The sequence below is a fragment of the Agathobacter sp. genome, assembly GCF_977054825.1.
The window spans coordinates 206,981-228,976 of sequence record NZ_CDRTEH010000004.1 but is presented as its reverse complement, the minus strand read 5'-3'; the positions used below and the strand labels follow the sequence as shown (position 1 = coordinate 228,976).

Annotated in this window: 21 protein-coding genes; 19 read left to right on the top strand and 2 right to left on the bottom strand. The window is 41.5% G+C overall.

What is annotated here, in order from left to right; all coding sequences use genetic code 11:
- The first annotated feature begins 79 nt into the window (after positions 1-79).
- The 5 genes from ACW6PM_RS06490 to ppk1 all read left to right on the top strand — a co-directional run bounded on the left by ACW6PM_RS06490 (position 80) and on the right by ppk1 (position 7,277).
- Positions 80-1,474, top strand: coding sequence for an MFS transporter (locus tag ACW6PM_RS06490; RefSeq protein ID WP_456056606.1), 1,395 nt, complete (start codon positions 80-82; stop codon positions 1,472-1,474).
- Between the two features lie 30 nt (positions 1,475-1,504).
- Positions 1,505-2,248 (top strand): glycerophosphodiester phosphodiesterase, encoded by a 744-nt coding sequence (locus tag ACW6PM_RS06485; protein ID WP_012741318.1) that lies wholly within the window; start codon positions 1,505-1,507, stop codon positions 2,246-2,248.
- A 141-nt stretch (positions 2,249-2,389) separates the two neighbouring features.
- Positions 2,390-3,283, top strand: a complete 894-nt coding sequence (locus ACW6PM_RS06480; RefSeq protein WP_456056615.1) for a substrate-binding domain-containing protein — start codon at positions 2,390-2,392, stop codon at positions 3,281-3,283.
- Positions 3,284-4,999, top strand: a complete 1,716-nt coding sequence (locus tag ACW6PM_RS06475) for a Na/Pi cotransporter family protein (RefSeq protein WP_456056605.1) — start codon at positions 3,284-3,286, stop codon at positions 4,997-4,999.
- A 202-nt stretch (positions 5,000-5,201) separates the two neighbouring features.
- On the top strand, positions 5,202-7,277 hold the full coding sequence (gene ppk1 / locus ACW6PM_RS06470) for a polyphosphate kinase 1 (protein ID WP_456056614.1): 2,076 nt from the start codon (positions 5,202-5,204) through the stop codon (positions 7,275-7,277).
- 117 nt (positions 7,278-7,394) lie between these two features.
- Here ppk1 and ACW6PM_RS06465 read toward each other — a convergent pair whose 3' ends face one another.
- Positions 7,395-7,667 (bottom strand): hypothetical protein, encoded by a 273-nt coding sequence (locus ACW6PM_RS06465; RefSeq protein ID WP_456056604.1) that lies wholly within the window; start codon positions 7,665-7,667, stop codon positions 7,395-7,397.
- Between the two features lie 164 nt (positions 7,668-7,831).
- On the opposite strand from ACW6PM_RS06465, the gene ACW6PM_RS06460 reads away from it, so the two are divergent.
- From ACW6PM_RS06460 to ACW6PM_RS06425, 8 genes are all read left to right on the top strand, one after another.
- Positions 7,832-8,707 carry a MurR/RpiR family transcriptional regulator gene (locus ACW6PM_RS06460; protein ID WP_456056603.1) on the top strand — a complete coding sequence of 292 codons (876 nt, stop codon included), beginning with the start codon at positions 7,832-7,834 and terminating at the stop codon, positions 8,705-8,707.
- A 146-nt stretch (positions 8,708-8,853) separates the two neighbouring features.
- Positions 8,854-9,624 (top strand): ABC transporter ATP-binding protein, encoded by a 771-nt coding sequence (locus tag ACW6PM_RS06455; protein ID WP_456056602.1) that lies wholly within the window; start codon positions 8,854-8,856, stop codon positions 9,622-9,624.
- Between the two features lie 11 nt (positions 9,625-9,635).
- Positions 9,636-12,284 (top strand): extracellular solute-binding protein, encoded by a 2,649-nt coding sequence (locus ACW6PM_RS06450; RefSeq protein ID WP_456056601.1) that lies wholly within the window; start codon positions 9,636-9,638, stop codon positions 12,282-12,284.
- A gap of 74 nt (positions 12,285-12,358) precedes the next feature.
- A complete protein-coding gene (phnW, locus tag ACW6PM_RS06445) occupies positions 12,359-13,447 on the top strand; it encodes a 2-aminoethylphosphonate--pyruvate transaminase (protein ID WP_456056600.1) in 1,089 nt (362 codons plus the stop codon).
- A 33-nt stretch (positions 13,448-13,480) separates the two neighbouring features.
- A complete protein-coding gene (gene phnX / locus ACW6PM_RS06440) occupies positions 13,481-14,257 on the top strand; it encodes a phosphonoacetaldehyde hydrolase (protein ID WP_456056599.1) in 777 nt (258 codons plus the stop codon).
- A 263-nt stretch (positions 14,258-14,520) separates the two neighbouring features.
- Positions 14,521-15,000: a Cys-tRNA(Pro) deacylase gene (ybaK, locus tag ACW6PM_RS06435; protein ID WP_022293239.1), complete on the top strand. Its 480-nt coding sequence runs from the start codon at positions 14,521-14,523 to the stop codon at positions 14,998-15,000.
- A 142-nt stretch (positions 15,001-15,142) separates the two neighbouring features.
- A complete protein-coding gene (gene trpS, locus ACW6PM_RS06430) occupies positions 15,143-16,231 on the top strand; it encodes a tryptophan--tRNA ligase (protein WP_456056598.1) in 1,089 nt (362 codons plus the stop codon).
- An 85-nt stretch (positions 16,232-16,316) separates the two neighbouring features.
- Positions 16,317-17,258 carry a magnesium transporter CorA family protein gene (locus ACW6PM_RS06425; RefSeq protein ID WP_308668141.1) on the top strand — a complete coding sequence of 314 codons (942 nt, stop codon included), beginning with the start codon at positions 16,317-16,319 and terminating at the stop codon, positions 17,256-17,258.
- An 80-nt stretch (positions 17,259-17,338) separates the two neighbouring features.
- Here the strand turns inward: ACW6PM_RS06425 and ACW6PM_RS06420 are convergent, their stop codons facing one another.
- Positions 17,339-18,226 carry a class I SAM-dependent methyltransferase gene (locus ACW6PM_RS06420; RefSeq protein ID WP_456056597.1) on the bottom strand — a complete coding sequence of 296 codons (888 nt, stop codon included), beginning with the start codon at positions 18,224-18,226 and terminating at the stop codon, positions 17,339-17,341.
- A 414-nt stretch (positions 18,227-18,640) separates the two neighbouring features.
- Between ACW6PM_RS06420 and rpsJ the strand changes: the two genes are divergently transcribed.
- The 6 genes from rpsJ to rpsS all read left to right on the top strand — a co-directional run bounded on the left by rpsJ (position 18,641) and on the right by rpsS (position 21,991).
- Positions 18,641-18,958 (top strand): 30S ribosomal protein S10, encoded by a 318-nt coding sequence (gene rpsJ, locus ACW6PM_RS06415; RefSeq protein ID WP_012741326.1) that lies wholly within the window; start codon positions 18,641-18,643, stop codon positions 18,956-18,958.
- A gap of 178 nt (positions 18,959-19,136) precedes the next feature.
- Positions 19,137-19,820 (top strand): 50S ribosomal protein L3, encoded by a 684-nt coding sequence (rplC, locus tag ACW6PM_RS06410; RefSeq protein WP_012741327.1) that lies wholly within the window; start codon positions 19,137-19,139, stop codon positions 19,818-19,820.
- Positions 19,821-19,848: 28 nt separating this feature from the next.
- Positions 19,849-20,469, top strand: a complete 621-nt coding sequence (gene rplD / locus ACW6PM_RS06405; RefSeq protein ID WP_055163633.1) for a 50S ribosomal protein L4 — start codon at positions 19,849-19,851, stop codon at positions 20,467-20,469.
- Positions 20,469-20,768: a 50S ribosomal protein L23 gene (gene rplW, locus ACW6PM_RS06400; protein ID WP_012741329.1), complete on the top strand. Its 300-nt coding sequence runs from the start codon at positions 20,469-20,471 to the stop codon at positions 20,766-20,768. The genes rplD and rplW overlap by 1 nt, the downstream gene beginning before the upstream one ends.
- Positions 20,769-20,847: 79 nt before the next feature.
- The gene (gene rplB / locus ACW6PM_RS06395; RefSeq protein WP_015515535.1) at positions 20,848-21,693 is read left to right on the top strand and encodes a 50S ribosomal protein L2; all 846 of its coding nucleotides are present in this window, start codon (positions 20,848-20,850) and stop codon (positions 21,691-21,693) included.
- Between the two features lie 16 nt (positions 21,694-21,709).
- The gene (gene rpsS, locus ACW6PM_RS06390; RefSeq protein ID WP_012741331.1) at positions 21,710-21,991 is read left to right on the top strand and encodes a 30S ribosomal protein S19; all 282 of its coding nucleotides are present in this window, start codon (positions 21,710-21,712) and stop codon (positions 21,989-21,991) included.
- Positions 21,992-21,996: the final 5 nt, after the last annotated feature.

Genomic DNA, 21,996 nt, shown 5'->3' with positions numbered 1-21,996 from the left:
GCAAATGGGTGGTAGCGGATTTTACATAAAAAAAATAAAATCGTAATCTGGGACATACAAAACAGGGAAGGTATAATTTATGAAATCAAAAGAAGACAATACACAAAAGAAAACCAAAAAACTCTCATCAAAGGAGCTCTCATGGGTATTATATGATGTGGGAAATTCCGCATACACACTGCTTGCGTGTGCGCTCATACCGATATGGTACAAAAGCCTTGCCGTTGGAGATGGTGCAGGGCAGATTTCATCTGACAGGGCAACCGCGTATTATGCGGTGGCAATAGCTGTGATGACAGTTGTATCAGCACTTATCGGGCCTGTCTGTGGTGCGATAGCAGACCATATGCGTATCAAAAAGGCTATTTTTTCAACGACCGTAGTTGTTGGAGTGTCGGCATGCATACTTAACGGTTTTACACCTACATGGGTGCTGTTTCTTGTTATCTATGTGCTTACAAAGATATTTTACAATGCATCGCTGGTGTTTTATGACTCGATGCTTGTCGATGTGACGACAAAGGATAGAATGGACGAGGTGTCTTCCTACGGCTATGCCTGGGGATATCTGGGCTCGTGTGTGCCGTTTCTCGTTTCACTTGCAGCGTACATCTGTGGACCGGATATGCTTGGATACATATCAAACCGCCTGTCGATGATAATAGGCTTTGCGGTTACAGGAATCTGGTGGTTTGTTGTTACAATTCCATTGTTTAAGAGCTATAAACAGGTGAATTATGTATCTGATGCAGCAGACAAAGATATTCATAAGAATTTTGAAAATGATGTATTTATAAGAGACAATATCAAAGAGAAAAGCAAAACAAACAAAAATCCGGGTGTCCTAAGACTCATAGCTGACGCATTTGCACAGATTTTTGGAACAATCAAAAAAATAGCTACAAAAGATAAAAAAGTAGGACTGTTTTTGGTTGCTTTTTTCCTTTACATAGATGGTGTAGGTACTATAATAGATAATTGTATAAACATAGGAACTGATTTAAAGCTCGATTCAGTGGGACAGGTAGTGTTTTTACTTTTTACACAGATAGTGGCATGCATCGGTTCACTTGTTTTTGGAAGACTGTCACAGAAATACAAAACTACAACGCTTTTGTATGTCTGCATTGCGGGATATTTTGCAGTTTGTCTATATGCACTTACACTGCATGATCTGATTGGCTTTGGAATCATGGCATTTGGTGTGGGATGCTTCCAGGGCTCATTGCAGGCGCTGTCACGCTCATATTTTTCAAAGATTATTCCTCCTGAGAACTCGGGAGAGTACTTCGGAATCTATGATATTTTTGCAAAGGGAGCTTCATTTTTAGGCTCGCTTGTCATCGCGTCAGTAAAGCTTGCAGGCGGTACGATAAATGTGGCGGTTGCAACTATGGCAATATTCTTTGCAGTGGGATTTGTATTTTTAAGGCTTGCAGACAGATATGATGCACCGAGGCATGAAAATAACTAAAATAAAAAGTAATGAAAGAAGGCTTAAAGCATGATAAACACAGAGGGAACAAAGGTCTGGGCACACAGAGGAGCATCCGGATATGCACCGGAGAACACACTTGAGGCATTCAAGAAGGCAGAAAAGATGAAGGCTGACGGCGTGGAGCTTGATGTGCAGCTCACAAAGGATGGAGAGCTTGTGGTCATACACGATGAGACCGTGGACAGAGTGAGTGGAGAGAAAGGCTTTGTAAAGGACTATACACTAAAGGAGCTGAAGCGGCTCAATGTGTCAAAGCACATGCCGTCCTATGACAAGAAGACTCGTATTCCAACACTCGATGAGGTGTTTGATTTGCTCAAAAACACAGAGATGACCATAAATATCGAGCTCAAAAACGGTATCGTACAGTACAAAAATCTGGAGAAAAAGGTACTGGCGCTCGTGGAAGAGTATGATATGCTTGACAGAATCTGGTGCTCATCATTTAATCATGAGTCGATTGTGCGCATGAAAAAGCTTTGCCCTGATATGAGGTGCGGTCTGCTTTTTTCTGACATTATAGTAAATCCGGCAGAGTATGCAAGCGAGCTTCATGTGGATGCGCTTCATCCGGCAACCTACCATATGCAGGATGAAAACTACATTGACAAGGCGCACGGAAGAGGACTTAGAGCTCATGTATGGACTGTAAATGAAAAGCATGAGATGAAGGCGCTTGTCAAGGCAGAAGCAGATGCAATTATCACAAATTATCCGGATATTGCCGTAGAAATAGTAAAAAATGCCTAGAAGATATATAAAAATGCACAGGAATCTATTTTATGTAAAGTTGAGTAAAGAATTGTAAAGTTTTTACCTTAATTTTACATAACTGCGTTTTGGACTTTACATTAGCTTGATATTATTAACTTGTTGAATAGTTATTGATTAATTTTAATCATTTATCATGCTAATGGAGAAATCATGTTGAAAAAGAAATTACTAAAGAAAGCGGCTGTCATAGGAATGATGGCAACAATGATAACAGGCTGTTCACAAGAGGTACAAACTACCCATGTGGATGGCCTTAATTCGTTGGGAAAAATTGAGGTTGTTTCGCGAGAAGAGGAATCCGGAACGAGAAATGTCTTTGCAGAAAAGACAGGGATTTTGGATGAGACAACCGGAAAGGATAAGGCTACAGACCAAAGCATTGTAGCAGATAGCAATGAAACAGCATATGAAAAGACCGCAGAGGACAAAAATGCTATCGCATATGTGTCATCGGGTGTGGAGCTTGATGATAACAAGGTAAAGACAGTCACCATATATGGCAACGATCTTACAAGGTCATTTTATTTGGCTTACAAGGGAGAGCTAAACGATGTTGAGGATGACTTTGTGCGTTACATATCAACGCAGGGACAGGAAGTGGTCAGTGAGAAGTATACTGCAGTTGCGAAGCCGGGCTCATTTCTGTCAGACAAGGCCGGCGGAGAGATTAAGATTGGCGGTTCTACATCAGCGGCACCACTTGTAAAGGAACTGGCCGACAAATATATGGAGATAAATCCAAATGCTAAAATTACAGTTACAGAGACTGATTCAGGCAACGGACTGACAGGAGCGATGGAGGGAACATATGACATCGGAATGTCATCGCGTGAGCTTAAATCATATGAGAATGAGCTTCTCACGAAGGTTGAGATTGCGAAGGATGAGGTACATGTGATTGTAAATAAGGAAAATCCGATTGAGAGGATTTCGATAGAGCAGCTTGGAGAGATTTACACAGGAAAGTTAACAGAATGGGCACAGCTAAACGGCAAAGCGGAGGATAAGTAGATGAATGAAACGGTAAAAATTATATTTGGCCTGTTGGGAGGCCTGGCAGTATTTATATACGGCATGAACATGATGAGCGAATGCCTGCAGAAGGCAGCAGGAGAGAAGATGAAGGCAATTCTTGCGATGCTCACCAAAAACCCGGTGCTTGGAGTGCTTGCAGGAGCGCTTACTACAGCAGTGCTTCAAAGCAGCAGTGCTACAACAGTCATGGTAATCGGCTTTGTCAGCGCGGGACTTATGAGCTTACCGCAGGCAATTTCAATTATTTTAGGTGCTAACATCGGTACGACGATGACAGCACAGATTATCGCATTTAAGATATCTGACTATATTTATCTGATAATATTTGCAGGCTTCATATTAAGCTTTGTATGTAAAAAGGAAAAAGTAAAAAATATCGGACAGACAATATTTGCATTCGGTCTTTTATTCCTGGGAATTGAGACTATGGGAAGTGTTATGAAGCCGCTTGCTTCAAGCCCGTTTTTTGTAGATATGATTGGAAAGGTAGCACATATTCCTGTACTGGGTGTTGCAGTTGGAGCACTCATGACACTTGTGGTGCAGAGTTCAAGTGCAACAATCGCAGTATTGCAGAACTTTGCATCTCAGGCAGGACCTGACGGAGTGACAAGCATCATAGGACTGGCAGGAGCTATCCCGATTCTCCTCGGTGACAATATCGGAACTACAATTACGGCAGTGCTTGCGTCAATCGGACAGTCAAAGGATGCCAGAAGAACAGCCTTTGCACACTGTGTATTCAATATATCCGGAGCAATTTTATTCCTTTTTCTTGTGAAACCATATGCTGCCCTGATACAGTTTATTTCACCAAAGGGAAATGAGGTGGATGTCATCTCAAGACAGATTGCAAATGCACATACAGGCTTTAACCTGACAATGACGCTTATCTGGATACCGCTTATCCCTGTAATGGTAAAGATAGTTATGAAGCTTGTGCCGGAAAAAACCAGCGTTACAGAGATTGCAATGGGTCAGCCAATGTACCTCGATACCAAGCTCATCAGCCAGCCGGTGGCCGCAATGCAGCTTGTTGCAAAGGAAACGCTCAGATGTGCTGATATTGTTGAAGAAATGTTTGTAAATTTGCATGAATGTATTGACAAAAACGGCAAAAATATCGAAAATGAACTTGAAGAGAGTGCACAGACATTACAGAAGCTTTATGTGTCAATAAACGACTATCTGGCTTCCATGTACTCAGAGGGTGTACTGACAGAGGAACAGGCATCACAGAGTGCGGGAGTGCTTTATGTACTGTGCGATATAGATAGAATTGGAATATTATTAAACGAAATAGTCAATACCATATCTGTGGAAAATAAGAGCAAGCACAAATATTCAAAGGATGCATTAAAAGAGCTGAGAAAGGCGATGGCACAGATTCATGAGATATATACTGCTTCAATAAGAGCCATTTCAGGTGATGGAAGCATGGATATTGAGGTCCTTCAGAAACAGAAGGATGAGGTTATGGCGCTTGATGAGAGGCTGCGTAAAAACCATATCACCCGTGTCGGAAAGGGCAAATGTGATTCAAAGCTTACAGCTCAGTACAACGAGATGCTTCACAATATAGACCGAATCGGAAACAGCTGTGTGAATCTCGTGGAGGTCGCCAATGATAATGTGACCATGCAGTCATTTTTCATAGATGATGATGACAACGGAGAGGTAAATATTGCATAGGGAAAGAGTTTTGAAGGCACTTGCACAGCTGCTTGTCGGGGTGGAAAATAAGCTTCATCTGGCAGACAGAAGGAGACGCCGTGAGGATAAACTGATAGAGCGGGCAAGACTGCTTGAAATGCAGCGGGCACAAAATAAAACGAACTTAAAAGACGCAGAAGCGAATGGAAAAATATCATATAGAATAGGAGCATATATGCAGATGAAAAAACTGGAAGAAGTTTACACAAACAGGGAGCTGTCATGGCTACAGTTCAATGAGCGAGTATTAAATGAGGCGGGCAATCCAAGAGTACCGCTTGCAGAGAGACTGACCTTTGCATCAATCTACCAGACAAATCTGGATGAGTTTTTCATGGTAAGAGTCGGATCACTCATGATGCAGATGAATTCAAAGGAAAAGATTTTCGAGAACAAGACAAAGATGTCGAGTGAGGAGCAGGTATCGGCAATACTTGACAGAGTATGCGAGCTTGAGAAGAAGAAAGCAAGGATATACGAGCAGCTCATGGGTGAGCTCGAGCCAAAGGGTGTGCGCATAATCAATTTCAACAAGCTGTCAAAGGATGAGGGAGATTTGCTGGAGGCATATTTTGATGCACACATTGCACCTTTCCTCTCTCCGATGATTATAGGAAAGCAGCAGCCGTTCCCATTCCTTGCCAATAAACAGCTCTATGCGGTAGTGCTTTTAACTACACAGAAGGGGAAGAAAAAGACAGGTATCGTGCCATGCTCAAACAGCGTATTCAAGCGTCTTATCGAGATACCTACAAGACCGGGCACATTTATGCTGTCAGAGGAGCTTATTTTACACTTTGTATCCAAGCTCTATCCAAAGTATGTAATCCGTGAGAAATCAATCATGCGTGTGACACGTAATGCGGATATCGATGCGCAGAGCATGTATGATGAGGATATGGATTATCGTAACATGATGGAGGAGCTCATCAAGAAGAGAGTGCGTCTTGACCCTGTAAGAGTTGAGCTATCAAGAAAAATCAACCGCAAGGCGATTGATGAGCTTTCAAGCTTCCTTGAGATTGGCAAGAAGCATTTTATCAGCGTAAAGACACCGCTTGATATGTCGTTTGTATTCCAGCTTCAGCACTATCTGCGCGACAAGCAGGAGCTTTTCTTTGAGAAGCGTGCTCCGCGTGATACACCGGAGCTTTCACTCAAGGAGAGTATAATCGGACAGGTTGAGAAAAAGGACGTGCTTCTTTCATATCCGTTTGAGAGCATGAAGCCTTTTATCAAGATGCTTAACGATGCAGCAGAGGACCCTGATGTGGTTTCCATCAAGATGACACTTTACAGAGTGGCAGACAAGAGCCAGATTATCGATGCCCTTATAGAAGCCGCAGAAAACGGCAAGGAGGTTATAGTGCTTGTCGAGCTGCGTGCGAGGTTTGACGAGGCTAACAACATAGAGATGTCACACCGCCTTGAGGATGCAGGCTGTCAGATACTTTACGGACTCGGCGATTACAAGGTTCACTCAAAGCTCTGCCTTATCACAAAGAAAAAGGGCGATGGCTATGAGTACATCACTCAGATCGGTACAGGAAACTACAATGAGAAGACATCGCGTCTTTACACAGATTTGTCCCTCATCACTGCAAATCAGGAGATTGGAGCGGATGCATCAAGGGTATTTATGGCGCTTCAGAGAGGAGAGACTGTTTCGGACGGCGATGTAAAGCATCTGCTTGTTGCACCAAAATGCTTACAGAACAGGATTGTTGACATGATTGATGAGCAGATTGCCAAGAAGAATGCAGGAAAACCTGCATATATCGGAGTAAAAATTAACTCTCTCACTGACAAGGTGCTTATCGACAAGCTTATCGATGCATCACAGGCAGGAGTGAAGGTAGAGCTTATTGTCAGAGGAATCTGCTGTGTGAAGCCTCAGGTGGAGGGCGCAACAGAAAACATCACTGTAATAAGCGTTGTAGGAAGATATCTTGAGCATTCACGTATATACAGATTTGGTGTGGGCGATGATGAGAAGATTTACATTGCATCAGCAGATTTTATGACCAGAAATACCGTAAGACGTGTGGAGGTTGCAACACCTGTATACGATGCGCATGCTAAGGACAAAATCCGCCATATCTTTGATACGATCATGACAGATGATGAGAAGGGCAAGGAGCTTCGCGCTGATGGCGAGTATGTGGACAGAAAGATAAACAGCACACCTGTAGATTCACAGGAGCAGTTCTTTGAGGAAGCATACAAAAATGCTGATAAGAGTGCAGACAATCAGTAAAAATGAGATAATCAGGATTTCAAAAGGCTTATGAATAGCTATAAAATTTTAAATAAAAGCTGCTGCATACGTGGATAAATGTATGCAGCAGTTTTTATTGTTCTTGCGATATTATATTTAGATGTAAGTCAGAGACAGCACACATAACATGATACAGCCCAGATTATGGTAGAAATTTTTAATCGGGCTATGTATAATGCTTTTTACCGTTGAAATCATGATGAAAACCATTGATATGGCAAACATTATGTGTGTCAGAATAAGTGTCTGGTGATAATCCCTGATTCCTGATACAAAGGTTGCTGCACCAAAGAATAAAAGCTCACGTCCGATTATCTGCTGATGCGCCAGCGGAATGAAAAGAAGGAGCATTGCAATACCGAGTGCCATTCAACATAATTTACATATGTTTTACACAACACAGTTTATTTTTATGTAGAATATAAAATAAGAATTATGTAGTTATACTACAAATGTTATTTATAGAATTTGTAGTATAACTACAAGCTTGAGAGTATACAAGAATATATAATAATACTGTGGAAAGGAAAATTATGAACGAAAAAGAAAATATAGATTATAAAATCAGGACAATGTATTCAGAAATGCGGAAATCAGAGAAGAAAGTGGCAGATTATGTACTCAAAAATGAGCTTGAATGTGGAAGGATTTCCCTTGAGAAACTGGCAAAGAGGAGTGATGTGAGCCAGCCTACGGTGGTACGATTCGTAAAGGCACTTGGATATGACAGCTTCAAGGAGTTTCGTTACAGCCTTGTCAGGGAAATATCAGAGCTTGAGAGCAGAAGAATGAAGGATTATTCACTGCAAAATTACAGGATAACACCGGGGGATGATTTAAAGTATGTGCCGGCGAAGGTAGTTGCATCGACAGTTGGAATATTGGAGAATATGTTAAAGAGCATATCGCAGGATGAGTTTAAAAAGGCAATAATGATGATAGCAAAGGCGAAAAAGATTGTGATATGTGCGGTAGAAAACTCGACAGCAGTGGCAAATGATTTGAACACAAAGCTCTTATATCTGGGATATGATTGTCGGTTTGATGAGGACTATTATATACAGCATATTCAGGTTGCTGCAATGACAGAGAAGGATCTGGTGATAGGTATATCGTACTCCGGTCAGTCGAAGGATACCGTAGATGCAATGAAACTGGCAAAAAAAACAAAAGCGCAGACGATTTGTATTACAAACTTTGCCGAGTCGAGAATATCCAAATGGGGTGATGTGGTACTGTGCAGTTCTCAGAAGCAATGGATGTACGGTGACTGTATTTTCTCAAGAAGCTCTCAGATGGTCATAAACGATATGATTTACATGGGGCTTATTACATTTGACTACAACCGGTGCACGGATAATCTGGACAAGAACAGTGAAATAATACAAAACAGAGGATATGACCTGTAGTTTTTCTACAAAAGGTCATATCCTTTTTTGTTACATGTGTTTACAAGTTTGTTACAAAAGCCTTACTGAGATTTGATTGTATTTGATGGTGGTTAAATCTATACTCAAGTCAGCTTGAAGGAAAGCAACAGAAAAAGGAGAAAAATATGCTTGAATTAGAACATATTAAAAAGGAATATGACGGTGTAACAATCTTAAATGATATAAATTTACAGATAAACGATGGTGAGATTGTTTCCATACTTGGACCGTCAGGATGCGGTAAAACGACATTATTAAATCTTATATTAGGATTGGTTGAGGCAGACGGAGGTAAAATCATTTTTAATGGAAAAGACATCACCTACACTCCGATGGAAAAGAGGGGCTTTAATATAGTATTTCAGGATTACGCTCTTTTTCCAAACCTAAATGTTATCAAAAATATTAGGTACGGCTTGAAAAATAAACCAGGCATTTCATCTGAAAAGGAAATCAATGATTTGATAGAGCTGCTTGGGTTAAAGGAACATCTGAATAAGAAGATTGAACAGCTTTCAGGAGGACAGAAGCAGAGGGTGGCACTTGCAAGAACACTTGTGATGAAACCTAAAATATTACTGCTGGATGAGCCGCTTAGTGCCCTTGATGGTGTTATAAAAGAGTCGATCAAAGCAAAGATCAGGGAGATAGCAAGAGAGTATCATCTTACAACAGTTATCGTCACACATGATCCGGAGGAGGCACTCACTCTTTCAAATCATGTAATGATAATAAATAAGGGAAACATCTCACAGTTTGGAACTCCGGATGAAATAGTGAATACTCCGAAAAATGAATTTGTTGAGAAATTCATTCTGCAGCAGCTTGAGATTAAACGAAATAATATTTATACATTATTTGAGTCGCCGGAGCTGATAACCGGTGTGGGAGCATAGAGGTGTCAAAGGTGAAAACGAAAAGTAAAGAATTAAAAATAATATTTGCAATTTTATTACTGCTTTTTGCCGCGTTTTTAGTTTACCCGGCAGCAAGACTTCTGGTGAAATCCTTTGCCAATGATAGCGGATTCACATTGAGTATGTATAAGGAGGTTTTTGCGGGAAAAGGATTCCTTAAAGCATTATTAAACAGCTTTAAGGTAGCGGGCGCGAGCGGACTTACCACAACAATTATTGCGTTTTGTATGGCATATACGCTGCATTATACAAACTCACCGGTTGTAGTTAAAAGGCTGATAAAAACAGTAGCAGTGTTGCCAATGCTTCTGCCAACGCTGACATATGGATTTGCAATCATCTATTCCTTCGGAAAGCAGGGACTTCTGACAAGACTTTTTGGCAGACAGCTTTTTGATATATATGGTTTCAATGGCCTTTTGATTGGATATGTAATCTACACGCTTCCGGTTGCATTTATGCTAATAAACAATACTTTGGGATATGTGGACAAGAAATTTACTGTGGTGTCACGTCTGATGGGCGACAGTGCGTTTAAGAATTTTATGATGACAGTAATCAGACCGTTGCTTGGCACATTTGCAACCGCATTCATACAGTGTTTTTTTCTTTGCTTCACGGATTTCGGTATTCCGGCATCTGTTGGGGGCAAATACGATGTCATCGCAAGCGTACTTTACAGACAGATGCTTGGAAGTGTGCCTGATTTTGGAAAGGGCAGTGTAGTAGCCGTTATCATGCTGGTGCCGTCTGTAGTGAGTATCATTATTCTGACATATCTTGAAAGATACAACATCAGATACAGTAAAGTGTCACAGGTTGAGCTTAAAAAAAACCCCGTAAGAGATATAGTATGCAGCCTGCTAAGCATCATGTTTTGTGTATGTGTGGCATCAATTTTTATGGTAATATTTGTCATTCCGTTTGTACAGGACTGGCCATACAAAACATCATTTTCAATGGTTCATTTTAAAACAGCATTGTTTAATGAAGGACTTTCCGAGGTGTACAAAAACTCAGTTATAGTTGCACTTTTGACCGCTGTTATCGGAACTGTTGTGGCCTATGCGGCAGCGCTTGTGACAGCGCGAAGCAGCACAAATACAAAATTAAAAAAGATGATTGATTATATAGCGATGGTCACAAACACAATACCGGGAATGGTTCTGGGACTGGCATTTTTGTTCACCTTTTCAGGAACATTTTTGCAGGGAACATTCGCAATAATCATCATATGTAACATAATACATTATTTTTCAACACCATATCTTATGATTAAGGGCTCTCTTGAGAAGATGAATGCTTCGTGGGAGACAACGGCACTGTTGATGGGTGATAACTGGATTAAGACAGTTGTCAGAGTTGTCACACCAAATGCGGCATCAACACTTATAGAGGTGTTTGGATATTATTTTGTAAATGCAATGGTCACAATCAGTGCGGTTATTTTTATTGCTGGAGCAAGAACTATGGTACTTACAACGAAGATAAAGGAGCTTCAGTATTATAACAAATTTAATGAGGTATTTGTACTTTCACTGCTTATACTTGCAACCAATCTGACAGCAAAACTTGTTATTGGATTGCTGGCAGATATAAATAAAGTCAAAGAATTTAAGGAGAAAATCAAAATGAAAAAAAGATTATTAAGAAGAGCCGCATGTGCAGGAATTGTAGGTGTGGTAGGGCTGTCAACACTGTTTGTCGGTGGTTGCGGCAGCAAAAAAAGTGAGGATTCGCAGGTGGTTATATATTCAAACGCTGACGATGAGGCGGTGGATGCTATGAAGGCTGCACTTGATTCAAATGGTTTCAAGAATCAGTATATTTTCCAAACCTTCGGAACATCGGAGCTTGGAGGAAAGCTTTTGGCAGAGGGCAAAAACATAGAGGCTGACCTTGTTACCATGAGTACATTTTATGTGGAGAGTGCACAGGATCAGAACAAGATGTTTAGGACTCTTGATTTTGAACACAATACACTTGAGGAATATCCTTCGTATTGCACACCTATAACTGCGCAGGAAGGTACAATCATCGTAAATACAGAGCTGATGAAGGAAAACAAGCTTGACAATCCGACATCACTTAAGGATCTTGCAAAGCCTGAGTATAAGGGTCAGATTGCAGTGACAGATATTGCATCATCATCTACAGCATGGCTTTTAATTCAAGGGCTTGTATCAGAATATGGTGAGGATGGAGCAAAGGATGTATTAAAGGGAATATATGAGAATGCAGGTGACCATATAGAGGAATCCGGTTCGGGGCCGCTCAAGCTTGTCAGGGCAGGTGAGGCTGCAGTGGGCTTTGGTCTCAGGCAGCAGGCAGTGGCAGATAAGGAGTCAGGTCTTCCGATTGATTACATAGATCCAAAAGAAGGCAACTTTACTCTCACAGAATCAGCAGCAGTTGTAGATAAGGGTGACAAGACCAATAATAAGGCAATGGAGATGGCAAAATGCATCATTGAAAAGGGCAGGGCAAAGCTTTTAGAGAGTTATCCAATCCCATTATATGATGGTGAGACAGTTGCAGATTCGGAAAAATCGGGCAACCCCAAGAAATTCTCAGAGCCGCTCACAGTTGATTTATTAAAGAAGCATCAGGCTCTTTCAGAGGAGTGCAAGCCACAGTAAGATTATAAATGCGGTAATGTTTTAAATGAGCATACGACAAAAAATAACATAACAGAAAGAAGATAGAAACAATAATGAAGAACTACAAATTACTTACACCGGGACCACTTACCACAACAGATACTGTTAAAAAGGAGATGCTTTTTGACCATTGTACATGGGATGATGATTATAAAGCAATCACGCAGGAAATTCGTTCAAAGCTTTTGGAGCTGGCACATGTTTCAGAGGATGAGTACACATCCATACTTATGCAGGGAAGCGGAACCTTTGGCGTGGAGGCCGTTATAACCAGTGAAATTGGTGAGGGCGATAAGCTTTTAATCTGTGCAAACGGAGCCTATGGAGAGAGAATGGAGGATATTGCAAAGCATGCGCATATTTCTTATACCATATATCATGAGGATTATGACAAAGTACCTGATGCAGTAAAGGTTGGTAAAATTTTAGACAGTGACCCGGATATCACACATGTCTCAATGGTTCACAGTGAGACAACCTCAGGTATTTTAAATGATATTGAGTCTGTAAGCCGTGTAGTAAAGGCACACAGAAGGACTATGATTGTAGATGCAATGAGCAGCTTTGGCGGTGTGGATATACCGGTGGCAGACTGGGGTATTGATTTTATCATCAGCAGTGCCAACAAGTGTATTCAAGGTGTTCCGGGTTTTTCGTTTATCATTGCCAATAAAGAGAAGCTTATTGCTTCAAAGGGAAAAGCTACAAGTCTCTCCTTAGATATCTACGATCAGTGGGAGACAATGAGCAAGGATGGAAAATGGAGATTTACGTCACCTACACATGTTGTGCTCGCATTTGCTCAGGCGCTTCGAGAGCTTGAACAAGAGGGTGGAATTACAGCAAGACATAGGAGATATTCGGACAACAATAAGCTTCTTATCAGCAGAATGAGAGAGCTTGGATTTAAGACATACATTGATGTGGTGCATCAAGGACCAATTATTACAACCTTCCTATATCCGGAAAATCACAAATTTGATTTCACTGATATGTACCAATACATTAAGGAAAGAGGTTATGCAATCTATCCGGGCAAGGTGACAGAGGCGGACACATTCCGTATCGGAAATATTGGTGAGATTTATGAGGCGGATATTATTAAGGTTACAGATATCATAAGAGACTTTCTGGCTGAATAAGCAGAAATTATAGTTACAATACAGGGAGAAAACATGAAACAGGAAAATAGATTTGATGCAGTAATTTTTGACTGGGCGGGAACAACAGTGGATTACGGTTGTTTTGCACCGGTACAGGCCTTTATTGAGGTGTTTAAGCACTTTGGTATAGAACCGACTATGGAAGAGGTTAGAAAACCGATGGGAATGTTAAAGAGAGACCATATAAAGACAATGCTTTCAATGGACAGAATCTCAAATGAGTGGCAGAAAAAGTATGGACGTAATTGGAGAGAGGAGGATGTGGACGAGCTCTATGCACTTTTTGAGGAGAAGCTTCTTGGTATCCTGGAGGGCTTTGCAGATGTAAAGCCATATGTGCTTGAGACAGTCGGGGAGCTTAGAAAACGAGGTATAAAAATTGGCTCAACCACAGGCTACACAGATAAAATGATGGAAATAGTAGTATCAAAAGCAAAGGAAAACGGATATGAGCCTGATGCCTGGTTTTCACCGGATTCAACAGGTAGCTTTGGAAGACCATATCCATATATGATTTTTAAAAATATGCAAAGGCTCGGTGTTATGTCGGTAGAGCGTGTGATGAAGGTTGGAGATACAGTTTCAGATATAAGAGAAGGAAGGAATGCAGGTGTGTATACAGTGGGAATTGTCGAAGGAAGCTCGGAGATGGGGGTGACAAAAGAAGAATATGATAAGATGGGGGACATTGAGAGAATTGCCCGTGTCGAGGCGGTGAAGGAAAGGTTTCTGAAGGCTGGAGCTGATGAGGTAGTGCTCGATATGAGAAGTCTTATGGCTATAATGTAAAGTCTGCGTGTGACACCCGGCGAAAGCCGGGTGTTTTTTAATACGAGAAAATAGTAAAATTGCCTTATTGCTAATATTAAGTAATTGTGTTAATGATAAAAGTTGGAACCTGTGCAAATGAAGATATAGAAATTGATAGTGGGAAAATTATTTACGATATCAAGTTTCCGTTGTATTATAATAACAAAGAACGAACTTATATAATAAATATCGAAGCTTGGATATGAACTATATCTTAAGTTTATTGGAGGAAAGATAATATAATGGGCAAAAAAGAAGCAAAGACAAATGCAATAAGAATACTTGAAACAATGAAGATTCCATACGAGGCACGCACGTACGAGTGCGATGACTTTGTGGATGCTGCTCAGATAGCGGACAAGCTTGGACTTGACCATGCAGGCATGTACAAAACTATCACGACAGTCGGCAAAAGCGGTGGATATTATGTGTTTGTAGTACCGATAGATGACGAAATTGATTTCAAAAAAGCCGCAAAGGCAGCAGGCGAGAAGTCCATAGAGATGCTGCATCTAAAGGATTTAACAAAGGTTACTGGCTATATAAGAGGCGGCTGTACGTCAATCGGCATGAAAAAGCAGTATCCTACATTTATCCATGAGGCGGCTAAGGAGCAGGACAAAATCACAGTCAGCGGAGGCAGGCTAGGGCTTCAGATTACGCTGGCACCGGATGATTTGTGCAGGGCGGCAAAGGCAGAGTATGCAGATATCATAAAATAATTAAAATGAGAGTCTTTTTCCTAGGCTTTTACAAGTCAGTGTGTTATAATAAAGAAAGCTGGCGATTGCTAAGACAGATTGTTTTGCGAATAAACCTACATTGCAATCGTAATAATAGAACTAAAGCAGAGGAATAATAGAGATGGAAAAAATTATTTTAACAGGAGACAGACCAACAGGCAGACTCCATATAGGCCATTATGTGGGCTCGCTTCGCAGAAGAGTGGAGCTTCAGAATTCAGGAGAGTATGACAAAATATTTATCATGATTGCCGATGCACAGGCACTCACAGACAATTTTGACAATCCTGAGAAAATCAGACAGAACATCATAGAGGTAGCACTTGATTATCTCTCAGCAGGACTCGACCCGGCCAAGTCTACACTGTTTGTGCAGTCACAGATTCCGGAGCTCACAGAGCTTACATTTTTCTACTCAAATCTCGTTACAGTATCGAGACTTCAGAGAAACCCTACAGTAAAGAATGAGATTAAGCTCAGAAATTTTGAGGCAAGTATACCGGTTGGCTTTTTTAATTATCCAATCAGCCAGGCTGCAGATATCACTGCCTTCAAGGCTACAACTGTTCCGGTAGGAGAGGATCAGCTCCCTATGATAGAGCAGACCAGGGAGATTGTCAGAAAGTTCAATTCTATCTACGACGAGGTGCTTGTTGAGCCGGATGTGCTTTTACCTGAGAATGAGGCATGCTGCAGGCTTCCTGGTACAGATGGCGGACAGAAGATGAGCAAATCATTGGGCAACTGTATCTATCTGGCTGATACAGAGGCAGATGTCAAGAAGAAAATCATGAGCATGTATACAGATCCGACACATATCCAGATTTCAGATCCGGGACATGTGGAGGGCAATACAGTATTCACATATCTTGATGCTTTTTCAAAGCCTGAGCATTTTGAGGAGTATCTGCCGGAGTATGCTAATCTTCAGGAGCTCAAGGATCACTATACAAGGGGTGGCCTTGGTGATGTGAAGATTAAGAAATTCCTCAACAATATCATGCAGGAGGAGCTTTCACCTATCCGTGCGAGAAGAGCAGAGTACGAGAAGGATATTCCTGCTGTATACGAGATACTTAAAAAGGGCAGCGAGACAGCAAGAGAGGCAGCAACACAGACAATGGCAGAGGTTAAGCGCGCCATGAGGATAAATTACTTTGAGGATGCAGAGCTTATAAAGAGTCAGAGTAAGAAATATTCTGAGAAGTAATATATTTTATTTCAAAGGTAATGCATTAGTAGTGTCAAAATATTTTGTGGCATTATGTATGCCATAAAAGCCGCGGGGAGGCACCATGGTCAAGTTTTACAGGACAGATGACAAGTTAATACATGAGCTGGACACACTGCAGGGAGGCACCTGGATACAGATGGTCAATCCTTCTGTTGCAGAGGGACAGATGGTGGCTGATGAGCTGAATGTCGATATTGAGGACGTGCTTGCAGCACTCGATGAGGAGGAGAGCTCCCGTATAGAGCTGCAGGACGGATATACGCTGATTCTTGTGGATATACCTTCGATAGAGACAAGGCATGACAAGGAATCATATACCACAATCCCGCTTGGCATTATACTCACAGATGATGAGATAGTCACAGTCTGTACAGAGGATACACCGGTGCTGCAGGTATTTTTAAATAACCGCGTAAAGGAATTTTCCACTAAGAAAAAGATGCGCTTTGTATACCAGATACTTTACAGGATATCGGTGCTGTATCAGAATGACCTGCGCATCATTGACAAGATGCGTACAGAGATTGAGGAAAGAGTCGGAGAGGATACAGAGGAGGACGATTTGATCGCGCTTCATGAGCTGGAATCCACGCTCGTATACTTTGCCACATCGCTTCGTGCCAATGGAGTTGTGTTAGAGAGACTGACCAGATACAAGCGCCTTGAGCAGTATCCGGAGGACAAGGAGCTTCTCGGAGATGTGATTGTCGAAAATAAGCAGGCGATTGAGATGACGGGAATTTACAGGGATATCATAAATGGTACCAGAGAGCTTATGAGCACGGTCATTGACAACAGGCTTAACAATGTCATGAAGTCGCTCACAATCATCACACTTATCATGGCTATCCCGACAGTTATATCGGGAATCTATGGTATGAATGTCAGCTCAAAGTGGGTGCCGCTTGCGACGACAGCACATGGATTTATGATAATAATAGGTGTTATGGTCATCATATGTGTGCTGATACTGATTTTATTGAAGAAAAAGAGAATATTGTAATATTCATCGTATTCACTAAAAAGCCGCAGGATTTCATTGAAATTAATGAAATCCTGCGGCCGATTTTATTTTAGAATTAATTAGCAGCTTCCCTCAAAGCGTCCGCTTGCACCACAAGGCAGCACAAGGCCGTTTGAAGAAACCGGGAGACCGATTTCGCTTGCAGTTACTTTACCGCCAAACTTTTTAAGAGCAGTGCTTATCATATAGGTGAGCACTGCAGGCTGCAGGCCTGTTGTATAGGAATTGATCAGGAAGAAAAGAGGCTTGTCGGTAAGGAGCTTTGCACAAAGCTGTACAAGCGGATATACGCTTTCCTCAATTTTCCATATTTCGCCCTTAGGGCCTCTGCCGTATGACGGAGGATCCATTATGATAGCATCGTAATGATTGCCACGACGGATTTCGCGCTCGACAAACTTCACGCAGTCATCCACAAGCCATCTGATAGGTGCGTCACCAAGGCCGCTGCTTACAGCGTTTTCCTTAGCCCATGTGACCATGCCCTTTGAAGCATCCACGTGTGTGACAGCGGCACCGGCAGCAGCGGCAGCGAGAGTGGCACCTCCGGTGTATGCAAAGAGGTTTAAGACCTTAACATCACGACCGCTTTTTTTAGCATCATAAATCTTCTTTGAAAACCAGTCCCAGTTGGCAGCCTGCTCCGGGAACAGACCGGTGTGCTTGAAGCTGAATGGCTTTAAGTGAAAAGTGAGCTCTTTATTAATAGGAAGAGAGTAGTTTATGGTCCACTCCTGCGGCAAATCGAAAAACTCCCACTCACCGCCGCCCTTCTTACTTCTATGGTAGTGACCGTTCAGTTTTTTCCAGTTCTTATTAGTCTTTGGAGTATCCCATATTACCTGAGGATCGGGACGCAGCAAAATATATTTAGCCCAGCGCTCAAGCTTTTCTCCGCATGAGCAGTCAATTACCTCATAATCCTTCCATCTATCTGCTAACCACATATGTTTGTATTCCTTTCTTACCTGCGTGCAGAAAATAAACTACACGTTGCTTGAATTAATCGAGTATCTTCTATATAATATACGTGCAAAAGCGTAATTTTTCAATGAAATATTATCTGAAATAAAAAAATAAATTTTTTTTGAAAAAGGTATTGCAATTATTGTAAACGTCATGTATAATATCACTTGCTGTGGCATGATAGCTATGAAGTTTGAAGTTACTGTCCATGAGACAGAGAATTCGGCGGAGCGAATGTCAAGTTAGGAAACTGACGGCAAGTCACTGTACAGAACAGATATGGTCTACAATATGTAGAAACAACGTGTGAAAGTCCACAGGACACACACGGAGATGTGTACAGTCACCGCTTGTCGTACTGAAGTTAAAAGTGCGAAAAGGAGGCGACTTTTTTTATGGCAAGTCAAGTAATGAGAATTACTCTCAAGGCGTATGATCACGAGTTAGTAGATTCAAGCGCAAAGAAAATCATCGAGACTGTAAAGAAGAATGGATCACAGGTGAGCGGACCGGTACCTCTTCCAACAAAGAAGGAAGTAGTTACAATTCTTAGAGCTACTCACAAGTATAAGGATTCTCGTGAACAGTTCGAGCAGAGAACTCATAAGAGACTTATCGATATCATCAATCCAACACAGAAGACAACAGAGTCTTTATCAAGGATTGAAATGCCAGCTGGTGTTTACATTGATATCAAAATGAAGCAGAAATAAGCTTCAACAATTAATTAGTATATCCCCGAATGGTTTATATAGAAGATACAGTGCGAAAGCATAACGATCTAATAGGCTGCTCTAGGATGAACGGTTCCGCTACTTGTTCCGGCTAATTCTTCGCGGGCTGGGTTGACAGGCAAGAGGCGTTCCGCTGTAGAAAACAGGAGGTAAAGAAATGAAGAAAGCGATTTTAGCAACAAAAATCGGTATGACACAGATCTTCAATGCAGATGGTGTATTAGTACCTGTAACTGTATTAGAGGCTGGTCCATGTGTTGTAACACAGATCAAAACTGTTGAGAATGACGGTTACAGCGCAGTTCAGGTTGGCTTTGGCGACAAGAAAGAGAAAGTCGTTGAGAAGGATGCCAACGGTAAAAAGAGCGTAGCACACAGACATGGTGTTAACAAAGCTCAGATGGGACACTTCAAAAAAGCAGGTGTTTCAGGAAAGAGATTCGTTCGCGAGTTCAAATTCGAAAACGCAGATGAGTACAATTTAGCAGATGAGATCAAGGCTGACATCTTCGCAGAGGGTGACAAGGTTGATGTAACTGCTATTTCAAAAGGTAAAGGTTTCCAGGGTGCTATCAAGAGATTAGGTCAGCACAGAGGACCAATGGCTCATGGTTCTAAATTCCATCGTCATCAGGGTTCTAACGGTGCTTGTTCTTCACCAAGTAAGGTATTCAAGGGAAAAGGAATGCCTGGACACATGGGTAGCGTAAAGGTTACAACTCAGAATCTTGAGGTTGTAAGAGTTGACGCAGACAAGAACTTACTGTTAATCAAGGGCGCAGTTCCAGGAGCTAAGAAAGCTCTCATTACAGTAAAAGAGACTACAAAATCTGGTAAATAGTGCAAAGTAAGAAAGGAGGAACTTTACGATGGCTAACGTAGCTGTATATAACATGGAAGGCAAAGAAGTCGACAAGATCGAGTTAAATGATTCCATTTTCGGCGTAGAAATTAATGAGCATTTAGTTCATATGGCTGTTCTTCAGCAGCTTGCAAATAAACGTCAGGGAACTCAGAAAGCTAAGACACGTTCTGAAGTTCGCGGTGGCGGAAGAAAACCATGGAGACAGAAGGGAACAGGACATGCACGTCAGGGTTCTACAAGATCTCCACAGTGGACAGGCGGTGGAGTTGTATTCGCTCCTACTCCTAGAGATTACTCATTCAAGCTCAACAAGAAAGAGAAGAGAGCAGCTCTTAAGTCTGCACTTACATCAAGAGTTGTTGAGAACAAGTTCGTTGTAGTAGATGAGCTTAAGCTTGATGAGATTAAGACAAAGAAATTCGTAGAAGTATTAAAGAACCTCAATGTTGAGAAGGCACTCGTTATATTAAACGATATGGACGAGAAGGTTATCGCTTCTGCAGCAAACATCCCAACAGTTAAGACAACTCAGACAAACGAGCTTAACGTATTCGATGTATTAAAATATGACACAGTAGTAGTTACAAAGGCTGCTGTAGCAACAATCGAGGAGGTATATGCATAATGGCAAACGTACAGTACTATGATGTAATCCTCAAACCAGTAGTAACTGAGAAGAGTATGAATGCAATGGCTGAGAAGAAATACACATTCCTTGTTCATCCGGATGCAAACAAGACTATGATCAAAGAAGCAGTAGAGAGAATGTTCGAGGGAACAAAGGTTGCCAAGGTTAACACAATGAACTGCGAAGGCAAGAACAAGCGTCGCGGAATGGTAACAGGAAAGACTGCTAAGACAAAGAAGGCTATCGTACAGCTTACAGCAGACAGCAAAGATATCGAGATCTTCGCAGGACTGTAGACCGAGGTCGAAAGCAACTTCAAAATGATATGCGTCAGAAAAGACGCGATAATGAAAACATATCGAAAGGAGAAACAAAATGGGAATTAAGACATATAACCCATATACACCTTCCAGAAGAAATATGACTGGTTCAGATTTCTCAGAGATTACAAAGACAACTCCTGAGAAGTCACTTGTTACTTCTTTAAAGAAGAACGCTGGTCGTAACAATCAGGGTAAAATCACAGTTAGACACCAGGGCGGTGGAAATAGAAGAAAATACAGACTTATCGATTTCAAGAGAAATAAGAAAGACGGTATTCCAGCAACTGTAATTGGTATCGAGTACGATCCAAACAGAACAGCAAACATCGCACTTATCTGCTATGCAGATGGTGAGAAATCATATATTCTTGCTCCAGCAGGACTTACAGACGGAATGAAGGTTATGAGCGGTGCTCAGGCTGAGGTCAGAGTTGGAAACTGCTTACCACTTGAGAATATCCCAGTTGGTACACAGATTCACAACATCGAGCTTCTTCCTGGAAAGGGCGGACAGCTTGTTCGTTCAGCAGGACTTAGCGCACAGCTTATGGCTAAAGAAGGCAAATATGCAACACTTCGTCTTCCTTCAGGAGAGATGAGAATGGTTCCAATTCAGTGCCGTGCTACAATCGGTGTAATTGGAAACGGAGATCACAACCTCGTAAATATTGGTAAAGCCGGACGTAAGCGTCACATGGGTGTTCGTCCAACAGTTCGTGGATCTGTTATGAACCCTAACGACCATCCACACGGTGGTGGAGAAGGTAAGGCACCTGTAGGACGTCCAGGACCATGTACTCCATGGGGCAAACCTGCACTTGGCTTAAAGACCAGAAAGAAGAACAAACAGTCTAACAAGATGATCGTTCGTAGAAGAGACGGTCGTGCAATCAAATAATTAGGAGGTTGAATAAATGGCACGTTCATTAAAAAAAGGACCATTTGCTGATGAAAGCTTACTTAAAAAAGTAGATGCTATGAACGCTTCTGGTGACAAGTCTGTAATCAAGACATGGTCACGTCGTTCAACAATCTTCCCTTCATTCGTTGGACACACAATCGCTGTTCATGATGGAAGAAAGCATGTTCCTGTATATGTTACAGAGGATATGGTTGGACATAAACTTGGTGAGTTCGTTGCAACAAGAACTTACAGAGGACATGGAAAAGACGAGAAGAAATCAGGCGTAAGATAAGATTT

Excerpts from the sequence above, each read along its gene's own strand:
- ACW6PM_RS06490 (WP_456056606.1), top strand. The coding sequence starts at position 80 with ATGAAATCAAAAGAAGACAATACACAAAAGAAAACCAAAAAACTCTCA.
- ACW6PM_RS06485 (WP_012741318.1), top strand. The coding sequence starts at position 1,505 with ATGATAAACACAGAGGGAACAAAGGTCTGGGCACACAGAGGAGCATCC.
- ACW6PM_RS06475 (WP_456056605.1), top strand. The coding sequence starts at position 3,284 with ATGAATGAAACGGTAAAAATTATATTTGGCCTGTTGGGAGGCCTGGCA.
- ppk1 (WP_456056614.1), top strand. The coding sequence starts at position 5,202 with ATGAAAAAACTGGAAGAAGTTTACACAAACAGGGAGCTGTCATGGCTA.
- ACW6PM_RS06465 (WP_456056604.1), bottom strand. The coding sequence starts at position 7,667 with ATGGCACTCGGTATTGCAATGCTCCTTCTTTTCATTCCGCTGGCGCAT.
- ACW6PM_RS06460 (WP_456056603.1), top strand. The coding sequence starts at position 7,832 with ATGAACGAAAAAGAAAATATAGATTATAAAATCAGGACAATGTATTCA.
- ACW6PM_RS06455 (WP_456056602.1), top strand. The coding sequence starts at position 8,854 with ATGCTTGAATTAGAACATATTAAAAAGGAATATGACGGTGTAACAATC.
- phnW (WP_456056600.1), top strand. The coding sequence starts at position 12,359 with ATGAAGAACTACAAATTACTTACACCGGGACCACTTACCACAACAGAT.
- phnX (WP_456056599.1), top strand. The coding sequence starts at position 13,481 with ATGAAACAGGAAAATAGATTTGATGCAGTAATTTTTGACTGGGCGGGA.
- ybaK (WP_022293239.1), top strand. The coding sequence starts at position 14,521 with ATGGGCAAAAAAGAAGCAAAGACAAATGCAATAAGAATACTTGAAACA.
- trpS (WP_456056598.1), top strand. The coding sequence starts at position 15,143 with ATGGAAAAAATTATTTTAACAGGAGACAGACCAACAGGCAGACTCCAT.
- ACW6PM_RS06425 (WP_308668141.1), top strand. The coding sequence starts at position 16,317 with ATGGTCAAGTTTTACAGGACAGATGACAAGTTAATACATGAGCTGGAC.
- ACW6PM_RS06420 (WP_456056597.1), bottom strand. The coding sequence starts at position 18,226 with ATGTGGTTAGCAGATAGATGGAAGGATTATGAGGTAATTGACTGCTCA.
- rpsJ (WP_012741326.1), top strand. The coding sequence starts at position 18,641 with ATGGCAAGTCAAGTAATGAGAATTACTCTCAAGGCGTATGATCACGAG.
- rplC (WP_012741327.1), top strand. The coding sequence starts at position 19,137 with ATGAAGAAAGCGATTTTAGCAACAAAAATCGGTATGACACAGATCTTC.
- rplD (WP_055163633.1), top strand. The coding sequence starts at position 19,849 with ATGGCTAACGTAGCTGTATATAACATGGAAGGCAAAGAAGTCGACAAG.
- rplW (WP_012741329.1), top strand. The coding sequence starts at position 20,469 with ATGGCAAACGTACAGTACTATGATGTAATCCTCAAACCAGTAGTAACT.
- rplB (WP_015515535.1), top strand. The coding sequence starts at position 20,848 with ATGGGAATTAAGACATATAACCCATATACACCTTCCAGAAGAAATATG.
- rpsS (WP_012741331.1), top strand. The coding sequence starts at position 21,710 with ATGGCACGTTCATTAAAAAAAGGACCATTTGCTGATGAAAGCTTACTT.